Annotated in this window: 15 protein-coding genes; 13 read left to right on the forward strand and 2 right to left on the reverse strand. The window is 62.0% G+C overall.

Features of this window, described 5'->3' with window-relative positions; translation table 11 throughout:
* On the forward strand, positions 1 to 318 hold a 318-nt coding region (locus tag G455_RS25280; RefSeq protein ID WP_035367226.1), incomplete at its 5' end, for a hypothetical protein.
* A gap of 220 nt (positions 319 to 538) precedes the next feature.
* Positions 539 to 883 (forward strand): hypothetical protein, encoded by a 345-nt coding sequence (locus G455_RS0122220; RefSeq protein ID WP_028095601.1) that lies wholly within the window; start codon positions 539 to 541, stop codon positions 881 to 883.
* A gap of 281 nt (positions 884 to 1164) precedes the next feature.
* Here the strand turns inward: G455_RS0122220 and G455_RS26600 are convergent, their stop codons facing one another.
* A complete protein-coding gene (locus G455_RS26600; protein WP_154664468.1) occupies positions 1165 to 1692 on the reverse strand; it encodes a hypothetical protein in 528 nt (175 codons plus the stop codon).
* Between the two features lie 132 nt (positions 1693 to 1824).
* Between G455_RS26600 and G455_RS26605 the strand changes: the two genes are divergently transcribed.
* The 7 genes from G455_RS26605 to G455_RS0122260 all read left to right on the forward strand — a co-directional run bounded on the left by G455_RS26605 (position 1825) and on the right by G455_RS0122260 (position 9814).
* Positions 1825 to 2463, forward strand: a complete 639-nt coding sequence (locus G455_RS26605) for a hypothetical protein (RefSeq protein ID WP_154664469.1) — start codon at positions 1825 to 1827, stop codon at positions 2461 to 2463.
* Positions 2464 to 2747: 284 nt separating this feature from the next.
* The gene (locus tag G455_RS0122235) at positions 2748 to 4007 is read left to right on the forward strand and encodes a TolC family protein (protein WP_154664470.1); all 1260 of its coding nucleotides are present in this window, start codon (positions 2748 to 2750) and stop codon (positions 4005 to 4007) included.
* An 87-nt stretch (positions 4008 to 4094) separates the two neighbouring features.
* A complete protein-coding gene (locus tag G455_RS25285) occupies positions 4095 to 6200 on the forward strand; it encodes a type I secretion system permease/ATPase (protein WP_229861784.1) in 2106 nt (701 codons plus the stop codon).
* Positions 6197 to 7372, forward strand: coding sequence for an HlyD family efflux transporter periplasmic adaptor subunit (locus tag G455_RS0122245; protein WP_028095604.1), 1176 nt, complete (start codon positions 6197 to 6199; stop codon positions 7370 to 7372). The genes G455_RS25285 and G455_RS0122245 overlap by 4 nt, the downstream gene beginning before the upstream one ends.
* A 62-nt stretch (positions 7373 to 7434) precedes the next feature.
* A complete protein-coding gene (locus G455_RS0122250; RefSeq protein WP_084437169.1) occupies positions 7435 to 8802 on the forward strand; it encodes a type II and III secretion system protein family protein in 1368 nt (455 codons plus the stop codon).
* Positions 8799 to 9353 carry a hypothetical protein gene (locus G455_RS0122255; protein WP_154664471.1) on the forward strand — a complete coding sequence of 185 codons (555 nt, stop codon included), beginning with the start codon at positions 8799 to 8801 and terminating at the stop codon, positions 9351 to 9353. Before G455_RS0122250 ends, G455_RS0122255 begins: the two co-directional genes overlap by 4 nt.
* 2 nt (positions 9354 to 9355) lie before the next feature.
* A complete protein-coding gene (locus tag G455_RS0122260) occupies positions 9356 to 9814 on the forward strand; it encodes a TadE/TadG family type IV pilus assembly protein (protein WP_028095607.1) in 459 nt (152 codons plus the stop codon).
* A gap of 51 nt (positions 9815 to 9865) precedes the next feature.
* Here the strand turns inward: G455_RS0122260 and G455_RS0122265 are convergent, their stop codons facing one another.
* Positions 9866 to 11674, reverse strand: coding sequence for a pilus assembly protein TadG-related protein (locus tag G455_RS0122265; RefSeq protein WP_084437170.1), 1809 nt, complete (start codon positions 11672 to 11674; stop codon positions 9866 to 9868).
* 327 nt (positions 11675 to 12001) lie between these two features.
* Here G455_RS0122265 and G455_RS0122270 point away from each other — a divergent pair, with 327 nt between their 5' ends.
* From G455_RS0122270 to G455_RS0122285, 4 genes are all read left to right on the forward strand, one after another.
* Entirely contained in the window at positions 12002 to 13294 is a 1293-nt protein-coding gene (locus tag G455_RS0122270) for a BamA/TamA family outer membrane protein (protein WP_028095609.1), read from the forward strand.
* A gap of 44 nt (positions 13295 to 13338) precedes the next feature.
* On the forward strand, positions 13339 to 14142 hold the full coding sequence (locus tag G455_RS0122275; RefSeq protein ID WP_028095610.1) for a tetratricopeptide repeat protein: 804 nt from the start codon (positions 13339 to 13341) through the stop codon (positions 14140 to 14142).
* Between the two features lie 265 nt (positions 14143 to 14407).
* Positions 14408 to 15007 carry a response regulator gene (locus G455_RS0122280; protein WP_154664473.1) on the forward strand — a complete coding sequence of 200 codons (600 nt, stop codon included), beginning with the start codon at positions 14408 to 14410 and terminating at the stop codon, positions 15005 to 15007.
* Positions 15008 to 15177: 170 nt separating this feature from the next.
* Complete coding sequence (locus G455_RS0122285; protein ID WP_035367228.1) at positions 15178 to 15423, forward strand: hypothetical protein; 246 nt, start codon at positions 15178 to 15180, stop codon at positions 15421 to 15423.
* Positions 15424 to 15433: the final 10 nt, after the last annotated feature.

The following is a 15433-nucleotide window of genomic DNA, read 5'->3' on the forward strand; positions in this document are numbered from 1 at the left end:
GACCCGGTCCTCGGCGACGATGGCCTGCTGGGCGGTGTGCTCGGAGACGACGGCCTGCTCGGCGGGGTGCTCGGAGACGACGGCCTGCTCGGCGGGGTGACCGGTGACGATGGTCTTCTGGGGGGCGTGCTGGGCGATGACGGCCTGGTCGACGGCCTGCTGGGCGATGATGGCCTGGTTGATGGTCTGCTGGGCGACGACGGCCTGGTTGGCGGCCTGATTGGCGGCGATGGCCTGCTTGGCGGTGTCCTGGGTGACGACGGTCTGCTGGGCGGTGTCCTGGGGGATGACGGCCTGCTGGGCGGCCTGCTGGGCTAAGCCCTGTAAGAAAACAGCCCGGGCCGGATTGATGCCGGCCCGGGCGTGTTCTGCGGGCGACCGTCCCGGGACGAGGGGGCTCCGATCTCGATCGGGCGTCCCTGACCCGGGGCGTCGACAAGATCAGTTAACGCATTCGCTCGTTACTCTCTTCCTGAGTAGGGGCTTGGGTAAGTCCGGTGTTGGGGCGAAGTGTCTCGCACGAAAGGAAAGGTTGAAAATGGCGCTGATGGTCTTGGTCTTTTCCTGTCTGATCGCGACGGTTGTGTCGATCGTTGCCCTGACCGGTTTTGGTGCCGGCTGGGGTGTTGTCCTTCTTCTTTACGCCACTTTGTCGCTGGTTCCGCTGTTCTTCATGGTGCTGGGGGCGGCCTTGCGCAGCATACATATGGGGGCGGGGCTGGAAGGTCATGCGGATGGCCATGCGGAGAGCCGCGGGGGGCCGCAAACCGCGAAAACCGAGGTGCAGGCGCTGCGACTGTCGTCTGCAATGGCCACCGGCTGGGATGCACGGGGGAGCACCGGCGGAAGAGCGGCGAGTTCGATGACGTCAGATTGTATCTGAATTTGAGCCCGCGCGGTTTCGGGATCGTGCGATGATGCGATGCTGTTCCTCATGGAACGCGGTCGTGGAAAGGCAGCTTAAACAAGGCGGCAGGTTTCGGTTGATTCGTGGCGCTTTGTTGCGGACGGGGATGTCTGGACGGCGAGCGCCGACATCGCTCGGCCCGGGGATAATGCCTGATCCGGGCCGGGTCTGGCGGACGCATTTCAGCCCATGGAAGAGGCGGATTTTCTGGGGGCATCCGCTGGGAGAGTAAGGGAAAAGTAAGGAATGCGAGGCGCTTAAAACTGGGAACACGATATCGCCGGGAACAGCTGTAAAACGGCATCAGCCTTGCCGGCAGGCTTAAATAGATCATTGACAGTATGCATGTTGATCTGAATGTTGCGGCCTCGGGTGTTCGCCCGATTTTCCATGATTCCTGTGGGTGCCGTTCCCCTCGCAGTTTCGTCTGCTTCGGGAACGTGAGGATATTGTGGTGAGAATAGACCAAGGAGAGGGACTTGGCTGAAATTTTTACGTCGTCTGCTGGCGAGACTACGCGAACGGTGGCAACGGAACTGAGGCTTGATCAGCCGGCGGATGTCTATTTCGGCGCGGCAGATCCCGGTATTGCGTTCTATGAAAAGAGCGGTCCGGATCTCAATGTGACTTTCCTGGATGGTTCCAGCGTCCTGCTCAGAGACTTTTTCGTCATTGGCGAAGGCGGTGGATATAACCGGTTGCTTAATGGCAATGGTGGCGCCGAGGAAATCACCGGTTTGGTTGCGCCGGAGCCTTTGGTTGACACCACGGTTGTATCCTCGCATGCGCCGGAGGATGCTCCTTCGGAGCCCGCAGCGGTATCTGAGCCCACCCCCGAACCTGTGCCTGCGCCAGAGCCTGCTCCGGCGGCCTTCTCTCCCGCGACTTCTGTTCCCGTGGCGTCGGATCGCCCGACGGTGGATGTCGAATGGGATGGTGCCGATGGTGCTGGGGCTGGCGCCGTGGAAGAGAGCGGTGCCGGGGACGGTCATGGCTTTGGCGGCAACGGGCTGTTCAACGGTATCGGCTTGGACAAGCTGCTGTTCGGTGCAGCCCTGGTCGGGACCGCGTCTCTGGCGTTCGGCGATTGGAGCGATTCCGACCCGGTGGTTCCCGACGCGACGCCTGACGCGGAGACCCCGTCTGCTGAAGAAGAGGACGCATCCACGGCTGAGGACGATACCGTCCTGGCTGAAACGGATGCAGTCGATGCCGAGGCTGCCGATGCCGCTGATAGCTCGGCTGCCGATGCCGGGACCATGGATGACGAGACGGCCGCCTATGTCGGCCTGCTTCTCGGGGATGATCTGTCCACGGAGGATCTGATTGTCGGTGCCGATGGAGAGGCTGCGATGGCCGAGCCCAGCGAAGATGCGATGGACGAGGTTGATCCGGCGGCTGAAGAGCTTGGCGCGGACGGCGGGGCTGCGGCTGCCGCCGATGATGCAGCTTTCTTGTTGATCGACGACGGTGGCGACGTGCTTGGGCTGCTGCTTGAGGATGGCGGGCTTCTGGACGACAGCTTGATGACCGGAAACTCGGAGGTGCTGGGGTAACGCCGCCGGTCGTGCCCCTGGCGCCGGTTCTGCCGGGGAAGGGGGCGGCATCGGGTTGGGCCGTCATTTGCTTCAGAAGAAGCATCTCTGTCGGGGCAGGGCCGCTTGGGGGTGGTGCGTCGGCGGAAGCCCCAGGGGCTGAATTCGTATTCGTTGATTTGTTCGCGACGGTGCTGCTGTCGTAACCCAGGGAAAAGATTGAGTTGGAATTGCCGCTGAATCGAAATGCCGAACCTTTTTCCGTCTGGTCCGTTTTCGGCCGCAGGAAAGGGCGCGATCTGGTTGTGCGACGCACTGCGCTGCGTTCCGTGGCGCTTGCCGCGCTGGTGCTGAGCTGTGTGGCGGTCGGTCCGGTCGGGGCGCAGAGCCTGCGAGAGGCCGTTCTGATCGGGACCCGGCGCGATCCGTCGATCGCCTCCCTGCGTCAGCAGGTGGCGGCTGAAACCTCGAATGTCGAGATCGCCAAGGATGCCCGGCGGCCGCAATTCAGCCTGTCTGGGGATACCGGTTACGACGACGACGATCTGGGCCTCAATCTCACGGTGACCCAACTGCTCGCCGACTGGGGGCTGTCCAAGAGCGAGATCGCTTCGGCCGAGGCGCGGCGGGTCAAGGTGGTGGCGGAATTGAAATCCGAGGTCGAGGATTTCACTCTGTCGATGGCACAGCTTTACTTCGAACTCGATATGGCGCGGCTCAAGATCGACCGGACGGTGGATTATGTCGCCTTCGCCAACCGGCTTGAACGTTATTCGCGCGAACGGGTCGGGGCGGGGCTGGCGAACAGCTCGGAAGTCGCCCGCGCGCGGCTCGAGATTTCTCGGGCTGAGGAAGAGCTTTATCAGCTGCGCAGCGACCGCGATATCGCCGCCGCCGAGGCCGAGTTCCTGCTCGGCCAAAAGCTGGCCAATATCTCGGCGCCGCCGAACCTGGGGTTCCGCGAGAGGTTGCAGTCCAACAGTCAGGTCATTGGTGCCGTGGTGGGTGCGCCATCCTATGTTGCCGCCTCGGCGGATGTCTCGATTGCCCAGGCCTCGGTCCGGGCCGCCAAGGCGTCCCGTCTCCCGAAACTGCAGTTGCAGGCCACGGTGCGGCAGGACCTGACCGGGGGCCGGTCGCGGTCCAGCTCGGCGGGCCTTTCCGCTGGTGTCGATCTGACCTCGAGCAGCTTTCGGGGGCGGGCCGTGATCGCGGCGGATCAGCGGCTGAAGGCGGCACAGCAGGCGTTGCGCGCGGTCGAGCGGGATTTGCAGAACGACGCGCGGACCTATCGCCAGAAACTCGAGGCGCTGAGCGTCTCGGCGGCCTCGCTCAAGGGGCAGGTCGCCGACTCCAAGGTCGTCCTGCAGTCCTTCGAAGAACAATTCCGGATCGGTCGGCGCGACCTTCTCGATCTGCTGAGTACGGGGCGCGATCTCTACGAGGCCGAGATCTCCGAGATCGACCTGAACGACGAGATGAAACAGACGGAATACAAGGCGGCGCATTCCGTCGGCCTGCTCGGGTCTTTGCTGTTGGGGGCTGGGCACGGAAAACGTGGCTAGGTCGGGCCGGCGGCGAGGCCGTTTGCCTGAGACCGGGTAAGAGAGGAAGGAAACCGTATGGTGGCGAAAGCTGATAGAGATCCCCTCGTGACCGGGTTGGTCCTGTTGTGCCACTTCCATGAGTGCGACATTTCCGAGGCGAAACTGACCGATGGCTTGCCGCTGCACGAGGGCAAGTTGCCGATGCCGTCGATCCCGCAGGCCTTGCGGCGGGCAAATATGGCAGGGCGGGTGATCGAGACCGGGCTTGCCGATATCTCGGCCTATGCCTTGCCGGCGCTGCTGCTGCTGCGCGATGACAAATGTCTGCTGCTCGAGGATTTGGACGCTGAAACGGCCATCGTGGTGCTGCCCGAGACTGCGGGCGGGCGGATCGAACTGCCCCGGGCCGAACTGGAGGCGGATTACCTTGGCCGGGCGGTGATCGCCAAACCGGTGGATGTGGTGTCTTCCCGTGTCGGCAAGATGCTGGGGGACGACAAGCATCACTGGATCATCGGGCCGGTGCTGCGCAACTGGCCGATTTACCGCGATGTGTTGCTGGCCTCGCTGATGGCGAATGTGCTGGCGATCTTCTCAGCGATCTTCTCGATGCAGGTCTATGACCGCGTGGTGCCGAACCAGGCGTTCGATACCTTGTGGATTCTGGCCAGCGGCGTCGGGCTTGCGGTCGTGCTGGAGTTCGTGCTGCGGGTGATGCGGGCGCGGCTGCTGGATATCTCGGGGCGGGATCTGGATCTGAAGCTCTCCAAGCAATTGTTCCACAGGGTCGCCAATCTGCGGCTGTCGCATCAGCCGGCCTCGGTGGGGGTGTTTGCCAGCCAGGTCCGCGGTTTTTCGAGCGTGCGGGAATTCCTGACCTCCTCCACCGTGGCGATCGCCTGTGATCTGCCCTTCACGATCATTTTCTTCTGCGTGCTCTGGTTCGTCGGCGGGTCGGTGGCGCTGGTGACGGTGCTTGGGGCGATCGCCATCGTCACGCCGGGTATCGTGCTGCAGCGCTATCTGGCGAAGATGGCAAAGCAAAATACCCGGGAGGGGGCGGCGCTCAACGGTCTGCTGCTCGAGGCGGTCTCCAGCCTGGAAACGCTCAAGGCGGCGCGGGCCGAGACGCGCATGGAAAAGGCCTATGATCAGCTGACCGCCACGGCAGCGGCCTCGGGCATCCGGGCCCGGCGGGTGACCGCCTTCCTGAACCAATGGTCGTCCTCGGCGCAGCAGGTGGCTTATATCTTCGTGATCATCGCCGGGGTCTATCAGATCAGCGCCGGCAACCTGACTGTCGGCGGCCTGATCGCCTGTTCGCTGCTGTCCGGCCGGGCGCTGTCTCCGGTCACCAAACTCAGCGGGTTGCTGGCGAAATGGCAGCAGGTCAAGAGCGCGATGGAAAGCCTGGACGAGGTGATGAGCCTGCCGATCGAGCGCGATGACGATCGTCATTACGTGCGGGCGAACAATCTGCACGGTGCCTATGTGCTGGAAGATGTCAAATACAGCCATGACCCGGATCAGGGCGATGCGCTGGCGATCAAGGCGTTCAAGATTGATGCCGGGGAAAAGCTGGCGCTGCTTGGGGCCAATGGCGCCGGCAAGTCGACGCTGATGCGGGTGCTGTCCGGCATGGTCGATCCGCAATCGGGCTCCGTGCGTGTTGACGGCCTGTCGATGAGCCAGATCGACCCGATCGACCGCCGCCGCCAGATCGGCTATCTGCCGCAGAACGCGGCGCTGTTCCAAGGGACCCTGCGAGACAACCTGAGCCTCGATCAGGGCGGGCACAGCGATGAGGAGATGCTGGCGGCGCTGGATGCCGTCGGCCTGGGCCGTTTCGTGCGCAAGCATGTGCGCGGCCTCGACATGAAGATCCTCGGGTCGGGCAATGTCTCCGGTGGGCAGAAGCAGGCGATCGCCCTGGCGCGGATCGTGTTGCAGGATCCGCAGATCGTCATTCTCGACGAACCGACCTCGGCCTTCGATCAGGTGAATGAGGCGCGGGTGGTCAAGTTCCTGTCGAAATGGCTGGAAGGACGCACCGTGATCCTGTCGACCCACAAGAAGGAATTGCTGGCGCTGACCCCGCGGGCGGTGGTGCTGAAGGATGGCTGCATCGTCCACGATGACAGCCTGCGCAACATCCTGGCCCAGACCCAGCGCGCGGCAAGCGCGGTACAGACGATTAAGGCAGTGAAATGAGCAGTTCCAGCGAACGGCTACTCGCCGATCTAGATGGCAATTATCGCCGCCAGGCATTGCGCGCGGCGCGGCAGACGGTCTGGATGATGTGCGCGGTTCTGGTGATCGCCATTCTCTGGGCGTCGATTGCCCAGATCAGCGAGATTACCCGCGGTTTCGGCACCGTGATCCCGATGCGTCGGATGCAGGTGATCCAGAGCCTGGAGGGGGGCATCCTGTCCGAACTCCTGGTGAACGAGGGGGATATCGTCAAGGAAGGCGATATCCTTGTTCGGATCGACCGCACCCGCTTCCTGTCTGCCTTCCGTGAGACCGAGGCCGAGATTGCCACCCTCAAGGCGGAGATCGCCCGGCTCGAGGCCGAGGTGCTGGAACAGGACGACGTTGAGTTCTCGGAGACCGTTGATGATGCGGCGCAGCGCGACGAGGCGCGCCTGTTCATTGCGCGGCGCAACAAGCTGGAGGAATCCATTGCTGCGCTGGAGGTCGAGCGGGAGATCCTCGACAAGCAGATCGAGGCCACATCGCCGTTGGTCGAGACCGGGTCGGTCAGCCGGGTGGAGCTTTATCGTCTGCAGCAGCAGGCGGCGGCACTGGCCGGCAAGGTGACCGGGCTGCGCAACTCCTATGTGCAGGACGCCTATGACGATCTGGTCGACAAGAAGGCTCGGCTGGTGTCGCTGCAGCAGGTGCTGGTGCAGCGCCGCGACCAGTTGGAACGCACCAACATCCGGGCCCGGGTGTCGGGCCGGGTGAACAATGTGAACATCACCACCATTGGCGGCGTCGTGCAGCCCGGCGAGCCGATCATGGAGGTGACGCCGATCGACGACAAGCTGCTGATCGAGGCCAAGGTGCTGCCGCGGGATGTTGCCTTCGTCACCCCGGGGATGAGCGCCAGCGTCAAGATCACCGCTTATGACTACGCGGTCTATGGCGATCTGCGGGGCACCGTGACGCAGATCAGCGAAGACACGGTCGAGGAACAATCCATGACCGGGAATGCGGCCTATTACCGGGTGATGGTGACAACCGACAAAAATTATCTCGAGGCGGGGGGAGAGCAATATCCGATCCGTCCGGGGATGGTTGCCGACGTCGATATCGAAACCGGAAAACGCTCTGTTCTGGGCTATCTGCTGCGGCCGCTGCTCAGGGCGCAGTTGCGGTAATCGGACATGAGAGAGCTCAAGCTTGAAAACAGCCGGCCGGCGTTGCCAGGGCATCGAGAGGAATGGACATGAAAAGCGTGGTGACGATGTCGAGCGCGAGGCGGGCGGCGATGCGCCTGCTGGGGCTGGCCGGTCTGGTCTGGTTCGGCCTGGCTGGGGCGAGCCTGGCGCAGACGGTCCTTTCGGTGGACAAGAAGCGTATCGAGCTGAATGTCAGCGAGGCGAAGTTCCTGAAACTTGAGACCCCGGCCAAGGCTGTTTTCCTGTCGAACCCGGGGGTGGCCGATATTGATCTGCAATCGACCAGTTATATCTATCTGATCGGCAAGTCGGTGGGAGAGACCACGCTTTTTGTGCTGGGGGATGACGAGACCCCGCAGTTGAGCACGACGATTTCGGTGGGCATAGATGCCGACAGGCTGACCCGCGCGGCGCGGGGGGCGATCAGCGGCGGCAATGTCTCGGTCACCTCGCGCGACGGGGCGATTTTCCTGCAGGGCCGGGTGCCGTCGCCTGTCGATATCTCCAGCGCCGAAGATGTGGTGATGGCTTTGACCGGGCCGAATGCGGTGGTTGTCAACCGAATTGAGCTGGCGCAATCGGCGCAGGTGAATCTGCAGGTGAAAATCGCTGAGGTCTCGCGCACGATCAGCGATGATCTGGGGTTCAGCATCAATGGCTCCGGCCGGCACGGCAGCATCAGTTCTCCGACCTCAGATATCGTCAACGGCTTTGCCATGTCGGTGACGCCGACCTCGGTGAATGTGAACTTCCTGCTGAATGCCCTGTCGCAGCGCGGGCTGGTCAGCATCCTGTCCGAACCCAACCTGACCGCAAGGTCGGGGGAGACGGCGAATTTCCTGGCCGGCGGGCAAATCCCCTATCGGATGGGCACCGATGACAACGACAATGCCACGGTCCAGTTGCAACCCTATGGGGTGGAGCTGCAATTCACGCCGGTGGTGCTGGACGGTGGCCGGATCGAGATCGAGCTCGAGACCAAGGTGAGCGAAATCGACAAGGCCAATTCCGACAGTACCGATGTTGGCCCGGCGTTGACCGAACGCAGCGCCTCGACAACGGTTGAGGTCGGCTCCGGGCAGAGCTTCGCGATTGCCGGCATGTTCCAGAGCGGGACGCAGCAGGCATTGGGCGGATTTCCGGGGCTTGTCGACCTTCCGGTGATCGGGGCCTTGTTCCGGTCGTCATCGTTCTCCCGCGGAGAGACCGAGCTGGTGGTGATCGTCACGCCCTATCTGGTGGAACCGGGTAGCCCGGGCAGTTTCACCACGCCAGTCGATGGCCTGAAGCCCGTCGGCGGGGTGGAACAATGGGGCATGGGGCGATTTACCCGTCCGCTCAAGCCGGGGCAGGACAGGGGCCAGTCCCGTGTCCGCACAACCAGCGGCGGGGGGTTCCGGCTGCAATGATGCGTCTTGTCGTTCCCGCCTTGGCCCTGTCGATGACCCTGGCCGCCTGTTCCGAAACGCCCGCCCCCCGCGGCGCGGTTGACCGTCTCGCGCCGAAGCTTGCCGAGGCGCATTACAGCTATCGCTTTTCCGGCTGCACAAATTCGATGTCCCTGAGCGAACAGAAAAAGCTGCAGGCCTTTCTGCACGGGCTGCGGTTGACCCCGGATGATGTGCTGATCGTCACCCTGCCCAAGGGCAAGGATACCGCCGGAGATCGCCAGCGCTATCGCACCATGGCCAGCCTTCTGGCCGTGGCGCCGGCGCAGAAGCGGTTCCTTGGGGCGCAGGATTTCCGCAGCGATTGCAGCAGCGCGCAAAGCGTGGGGTCGATCCGCGTGGTGCGGACCCTGGCGGTGCAGGCCGATTGCAGTCTCGGCACCCGGCCGAATGGTTGCGTCTCGGCGCAGAACCTGGCCACGATGATCGCCACTCCGTCCGATGCCTTCCTGCCGCCGCAGACGGCGCCGGGGCGCACCGGTCTGAGCCGCAAGACGGGAGATCAGGGGTGACGATGTCCGGGCGGGCCGGGCTGTGGCACAGGCTGTCGCGTTTCGGCGCGGAGGAAGCCGGGATGGTGACGATCGAATTCGTGATCATCTTTCCGATCCTGGTGTTCTTCCTCTTGTTCATCTTCGCCACCAGCCTCTACATCGGCACCGCCAGCGATCTGCAGCAGGCGGTGCAGACCCTGGCAAGGGCCTCGGTCGGGGTGCTGAGCGAGGGGGGGGAGGAGATTGATCTGTGTTCGGTGTTGAGCACGGATTTCCTGCCCACGGTGATCGAGCAGAGCCCGTTGCTGAGCCTCGACAGGATCACCTTTCCCACCAGCTGCGCCGATCAGCCCGGCGATGATGGCGGCATCCACCTGACCATGGAATACAGCCTTGCGGGCAGCGCGCTGAAATCCGTCGCGCAATCGGTGGGGATGGAGTTCGGGACGATTTCGCGCAGCGCGGTGGTATTCTACTGATACCTCCGGTGACCGGGGTCGGCCCTGAGCATGGGCCCCGGTCCACTGCCATCAGTTCACCAGCGATACACCACCCCGGCCGGAACAGGTGTAATCATTCAGGATGATGTCGACGCGCGCGGTGTCGATGCCCAGAAGCGTCAGCAGGTTCTCAGCCAGCTCGTTCACCGGGATCAGATAGGTGAACAGCTTGGCGATGAGGTCGAGCAGATTGGCAATATGCGAGACCAACTCGTCCACCGTCACGAGGACAAGGTTGATCAGGCAGGACAGCGGACCCTTGCAGATCGACCAGCGGTCCCTGTCATCGACGAGACTGTTGGTCAGACCGCGCAGCACATCGCCGAGCGAGGTGATGAGACTGTCGAGAAGAATGGTCCCGGGCACGGCCACCGGGACGCCGATTTCATCCTTGCGGATATAGATGGTCTGCGTCGATGGGGCCAGTTCCACCGCCTCGGTTTGCTTGCCGTCATCGCCATTGATCGGGGCGAACAGCGACAGGCCGAGACCGAGACCGGCGGCCGAGGATTGTACCTCGAAGGTGGCGACGATATCGTCGTCCTCGGTCGCGTCACAGTTTAGATCGACTAGGGTGGCGGTGGCATTGGCAGCGTCGAGCGAGAGCGACAGGTTCAGCAGTGGTACCCCGAGGTTCAGGAGCTCCGTCTGCAGCGCAAGATCAAGCTGGCTGATGCTCCCGGTCAATGGCTCTTCCTCGGACACCGGGCCGGCGAAGGTTACCGGTGACCGGATCAGCCCGGTTTCGAGCTGCACATTCGCCAGTGGGCTGAGATCGAGCCCGAGGTCGACCGACAGCCGTTCACTCGGGTCGGCTCCCGACAGCCCGGCGGCAGCGGTCAGCAGATCGTAGAGCCCGATGTTGAGATCGGGGAGGATATCGCCGAGTTTGACTTCGAGAAGCTGGGGCGAGAGATGGAGCAATTGGCCCAGCGAGATATTGCCGCTGGCCCCCGACACCAGGGTGGGATCGAGGCCGGCGGCCTCCAGCAGGTTTTCCAGCAGAACCCCGGTGTCGATTGGCAGATCGAGAACGTCGCCGAAGGTGGCGACACCGGCATCGACGTTGAGAGAGACGAGGTTGAGCAGCCTGTTGATATTCACCGTGGCATCGGCCAGCCCGGTATAGCCGAGCACGTCGAGATCAATCCCGAGCCTGTCTTCGCCGAGCAGCGCATTGAGCAGGGGGGCAAGCAGGGGAGATTCATCGGTGTGCACGCTGAGCAGCCGGTTGCGCAGCGTGAAGGCCGCATAGGCGCCTTTCGTGTGCGCCACCGCAGAACGGGTGATCAGCCGGCTGTCCTTCGGCACGAAAGCGGACCACAGGAAGGCATACCAGGGCATCGCGACCGTAACCTTCACAGCGTTCACGCCGGTTGGGTCGCTCTGGTTTTCTGCCGCGACGAAACCGGTCGAGGGGCTGAAGGCGCCGAAGATGATGTCATCGGTTGTCAGGGTGATTTCGCCATATTGATCGTTGCTGTGCACCACGTATTCGGCAAGGCCCCGCGCAGCGTCCAGATCATAGAGCCGCGAGGCCGCGCTTTGCGCCGCAAGGTCGGCCTGGCCCTGGGCATAGAGCTTTTGCGCGTTCAATTGGCTCAGATCCACGGCGAGCCCGCCAAGCAGCAGAACGCCGGGCAGCAGCAGCACCACAAAGAGGGTTATCGCGCCGCTTTCCCCTTTCGCGAATCGACGCAGTCGTGCAGACAACCTCCGGGGTTGTCTGCCACGCTCTGCGGCGGGGGCATCTGGTTGCAGCATCAAATGGCTTGGTTTTCGAAAGCCGCGTTTTCGTGGGGCGAAATCCGTTTGGTGTTGATCGTGCTGTTCAAGCATTCGCGCACAAGATCCCTGATGGTTGATCGACCCGTTGACGTCAGCCGACCGCAAGCGCGGTGTGGGGCAAATCCCGGTGGCTTTCTAAGGTAATACTATCGGTTGGAGCCCAGGATGAGAATTGGGATAACGAAACTCGGTGACAGTTAACAGCCATCTCCTGCCGGGATTCTGGACATTGGCCGGATATGTCCCGGATGTACGAACATCATTGGTTCGTCAGGGCAGTCGGAGGCCATTGCCGCATTGCCTTTCCGCTTTGATCCCGGCAATCCCCTGAGTGTGAGCCGTAACCGATCAGATGCGCGTGAGCGAACGGATCGGGCAATGAAGAAGGACTGGACGATAGAAATGAAATGGGAAACCCGGGCAGCGATGCGTGGAACCTTCTTCTCTCTGATCCTGGGCGCTGTGCCCTCCGTGGCACTGGCCGGCAAATATGCCCAGGTCGAGGTGCGGGGGAACGAATTTCTGCGCTCCGAGGATATCCTCGCTGCTTGCGAGATTTCCAGCGACGACAATTTCACCAGCATCGAGATGGCGGCGATCCACGAATGCCTGATGTCGACGGGGCAGTTCGGATCGGTGCTCTTCGCGCCTCGGGGCGACACGATGACCATTGTGGTCAATGAGCTGAACTCCCGTCCCGGGCGGGTCGAGATCGGGGTGGAGATCGACAGTGAAGACGGGCTGATCGGATCGCTTTATTTCGAGCGCTTCAACCTGTTTCCCAAGACCTTCGGATCGTTCGAACTGCGGGGCTCCCGCGAGGCATCCAGCCTGCGGATGGGGCTTTACCGCAAGGATGTTTTCCCCGGCGGCTGGGACATGGGGCTCGATGCCGGAGCGGTCAATGAACGGTATGACGATCTGGCCTATGATCACCGGCGGGCCTATCTGGAGCCCTTTATCGCGCAAAGTTTCGACACTGGCGAACGGGTCGAATTCGGGTTGGGCTATCGCAGCGATGCGATCCGCAACGTGGATGTCGGCGCCAGCCCGCTGATCAAGGCCGATTCCGGTTCCCAGCGCGCGGCCTATGTGCGGATGAGCTATGCCTATCGTCAGGAGAACTGGTCCTTTAAGGCGCAGCAGTTCTTCTTCGGCCTAGGGACCGGTGATGTGGTCAGCAGATCGCATGCCGACATCTCGGGGAGGCTGGGGCTTCTGCCCGAAAAACTTGATCTCGTTCTGAGACTGGAGGGGGGCCACGTTACCGAGGTCAAGGGTGACGCGGCGCGGATTTCGGACCGCTTCGTTTCCAGCGGCGCCACCCTGCGCGGGTTTGCTTCTCGCGGGATCGGGCCGCGGGACAGTGGCGATTTTCTCGGCGGCGAAAATTATCTTGTCGGCAGCGCCGAGCTGCGCCGTGATATCGGCACGTTGTTCGGAACTGGCGCCAGCGTCGGGGGCTTTGTCGATGTCGGTTCGGTCTGGGGGTTGAGCGACACGCTTGGCGGCTCGGTCGATGACAGCCTGAATTGGCGGGCCTCGGTCGGGCTGGCGTTGACATTGAATGTGGGCAATCTGCCGGTATCTGTTTTTGTCGCGGATCCGATCCGGAAAGAAGAGGGCGACAAAGAGCAGAACTTCGGTCTGTCAGTTTCCGCCAGGTTCTGAAATAGTCGCTGCGCCAGCCAATTGGATTTCGTGAAGAGAGTAATATGCGGTCCACAGTTTTGAGAATGCTTTTGGCGACGGGGCTTTGTCTCGGCCTCGCCGCATGCGGTGCCAGCCAGGGCGGTTTCAATCTGGGGTCGCAGAGTGCTTCGGCAAAGGCCTCGGGCACCGAAGCTGTGGCCGATGCTGCTTTTCTGGGGGAGACCTATGACAAGGCCGCGCAGCTTTACGAGAAGGCCGCGCTCGAGGATCCCAAGTCGGCTCATGCCTATCTCGGGCTGGGGCGCAGCTATATCGAGATGGGGCAGCTCGGCCGGGCCGAATTCGCGTTGCAGCGGGCCAATACGCTCGACAAGCGGAACCCGGATGTTCTCAATGAACTGGGGAACCTCAGGCTGCGGCGGTTGCATCCTGCCGAGGCGATCACTTTCTATGATCGGGCCCTGCGGATCGACCGGCACAACCTGTCGGCCTTGACCGGCAAGGCGGTTGCGCTGGATTTCCTGTCTCGCCACGGCGAGGCGCAGGAAGTGTATCGCCAGGCACTGCAATATTACCCGTCGAATTTCGTCTTGCTCAGCAATTACGCGCTCAGCCAGGTGCTGTCGGGACAGATCGGCACCGGGATGGCGACCATGGAAGAATTGCTGCGCGATCCCGAAAACGGGGCCAGTGTTCGGAGCAATATGGCATTGGCCTATGTTCTGGATGGACGCCGGCAGGATGCCTATGCGATGCTGTTGGGGACGATGAGCGAAGCCGATATCCGGGCAACGCTGCATCGCTATGATGAAATCCGCAAGCAGTTCAAGGCCGGTAAGCCCATAGGATATATGGTCTTTTCCTGAGGTTTCTCTGCCTGCGGGCGCAATGATCGGCAGGGTTGCCTTGATGCCGGCAGCTCCTGTCCGCTGACCCTCACCATTTTCATCTGATCCGGCCTTTCCAAGGCGGGGCTGACTGGCTCACCCTCGTGACCCTATTGGGTGCGGGGCGATATGTCGCGTTCATCATGCGGAAGAAATAGGCATAAAGATATTGATTTACAATCTAAAGTATGTATTCCTCATCTTTAAGACGCACTCTCATTTCCTTTGATGGAGGGACATCGTCATGTCGATGCAAAAAGGAATGTTTCCGGATGCGGGGTTGAGTGGCGTTGAGCCGGCGGCTCACGATCACGACACCAAGGCATCGACGGGGTGGATGAAGCAACTCGGGCTGATGGGGCTCAGTTCGGAGATGTTCACGCTCAGAAGCAACAAGCTTTGTCCCAAGGGCCTGTCCGTCTATCTCGGCCCTTCTGACAGCACCAGCGTCGGCTATCGGGACTGGGTGTCTCAGTTCGGGGGCAATCTGATGGTGGTGTCCGAGGAAGAGCCTCCGGTGGAATGGCTTTTGAAATATGCGGACAAGCTGGATTTCCTCCTGCTGGATTCCGATTATGTCGGTGATGTGGAGGATGTGGTGGATCTCTGCCTCTATCTCCGCCGTGCGGCACCCGGGCTCAAGATTGTGCTGATTTCCAGCCAGGTCCGGAATGACGATTTCACCGCCGAGCGCATGATGGCCTGCGATGCAACCTTGAAGGCGCCGTTTGACAGGTCGAGGTTGCAAGAGGCCTTCGAGGCTGCGCAGGAAAATAGCGCCTATTACAATCGGGTGCGCCAGATGACTCAGCTGTCGCCGCGGATTTCCCCCAGTGGTGCCTGATCGGTGCAGGATTCCTGAATTGATCAGAGGCAGTTGAGGCCCGGTTCCACGGCCAGTCCACCCACAACTGGCCGTGGAACCTCGTTTCCTGTCGTTTTGTTGCGGCGGCACGATGCGTTTCGGGTTTGCGGGGATAGGTTTACGTAAGGGAAATGAGCAGGGTGACAAAAATGCATATGGCCGACGGTATTCGTTTGGCTATAAAGTTCTTGGGGCTGCGCTGCCGGGATGAAAGCGGCGCGGTCACTGTGGAGTGGGTGGTTCTTACATCTGCGGTGGTTGCGCTTGCTGCCGGTGTCGGGAGTTTGTTGGTCGGTGACGGTGATGGCACCGTGCTGCAGGCACTCCATACGCTCTTGGACAGGGTGATGGACGAAGCGGCAGGAGCCGCCGGTGGCGATGGTACCGGGCTTTGAGTGAGCCTCC

Source organism: Pseudodonghicola xiamenensis DSM 18339, assembly GCF_000429365.1.
Lineage (GTDB): Bacteria > Pseudomonadota > Alphaproteobacteria > Rhodobacterales > Rhodobacteraceae > Pseudodonghicola > Pseudodonghicola xiamenensis.

What these genes read in the sequence shown, in the direction of transcription:
- G455_RS0122220 (WP_028095601.1), top strand. Translation starts at nt 539, where the DNA reads ATGGCGCTGATGGTCTTGGTCTTTTCCTGTCTGATCGCGACGGTTGTG.
- G455_RS26600 (WP_154664468.1), bottom strand. Translation starts at nt 1,692, where the DNA reads ATGCGAGGATACAACCGTGGTGTCAACCAAAGGCTCCGGCGCAACCAA.
- G455_RS0122245 (WP_028095604.1), top strand. Translation starts at nt 6,197, where the DNA reads ATGAGCAGTTCCAGCGAACGGCTACTCGCCGATCTAGATGGCAATTAT.
- G455_RS0122250 (WP_084437169.1), top strand. Translation starts at nt 7,435, where the DNA reads ATGGACATGAAAAGCGTGGTGACGATGTCGAGCGCGAGGCGGGCGGCG.
- G455_RS0122255 (WP_154664471.1), top strand. Translation starts at nt 8,799, where the DNA reads ATGATGCGTCTTGTCGTTCCCGCCTTGGCCCTGTCGATGACCCTGGCC.
- G455_RS0122260 (WP_028095607.1), top strand. Translation starts at nt 9,356, where the DNA reads ATGTCCGGGCGGGCCGGGCTGTGGCACAGGCTGTCGCGTTTCGGCGCG.
- G455_RS0122265 (WP_084437170.1), bottom strand. Translation starts at nt 11,674, where the DNA reads ATGCTTGAACAGCACGATCAACACCAAACGGATTTCGCCCCACGAAAA.
- G455_RS0122270 (WP_028095609.1), top strand. Translation starts at nt 12,002, where the DNA reads ATGAAGAAGGACTGGACGATAGAAATGAAATGGGAAACCCGGGCAGCG.
- G455_RS0122275 (WP_028095610.1), top strand. Translation starts at nt 13,339, where the DNA reads ATGCGGTCCACAGTTTTGAGAATGCTTTTGGCGACGGGGCTTTGTCTC.
- G455_RS0122280 (WP_154664473.1), top strand. Translation starts at nt 14,408, where the DNA reads ATGTCGATGCAAAAAGGAATGTTTCCGGATGCGGGGTTGAGTGGCGTT.
- G455_RS0122285 (WP_035367228.1), top strand. Translation starts at nt 15,178, where the DNA reads ATGCATATGGCCGACGGTATTCGTTTGGCTATAAAGTTCTTGGGGCTG.